Here is a 492-nt window from a genome sequence, read left to right on the forward strand (position 1 = left end):
GCACGCGCGAGGCGATCCGCCTGTGCGAGGCCGCGGGCCACGACGTCGTCCTGATCGAGACGGTTGGCGTCGGCCAATCCGAAACCCTGGTCGCACAGATGTCGGACCTGTTCATCCTGCTGCTGGCGCCTGCGGGCGGCGATGAATTGCAGGGGGTCAAGCGCGGCATCATGGAGATGGCCGACCTGATTCTGGTGAACAAGGCCGATGGCGACCTGCTGTCGCCCGCGCGCCGGACGGTGGCCGATTACGCGGGCGCGCTGCGCCTGCTGCGCAAGCGCCCGCAAGACCCCGACGGCTTTCCCAAGGCCATGCCGGTCAGCGCGACCACCGGCGCGGGCCTGCCCGAGGCTTGGTCCTGCATGCGCCATCTGGCCGACTGGCGCCGCGATGCCGGTCATTTCGACCGCATCCGGGCCGAACAGGCGCGCGACTGGTTCATGGCCGAACTGCAGGGCGGGCTGCTGGCGCAGCTGGACGCCCCGGACGCCC

General features: G+C 70.7%; 1 pseudogene. It reads left to right on the forward strand.

The features are described 5' to 3' along the window. A pseudogene (locus tag TW83_RS17740) lies at positions 1 to 492 on the forward strand (methylmalonyl Co-A mutase-associated GTPase MeaB); the annotation flags it as partial.

This window comes from Paracoccus sp. S4493 (assembly GCF_000967735.1).
Lineage (GTDB): Bacteria > Pseudomonadota > Alphaproteobacteria > Rhodobacterales > Rhodobacteraceae > Paracoccus > Paracoccus marcusii.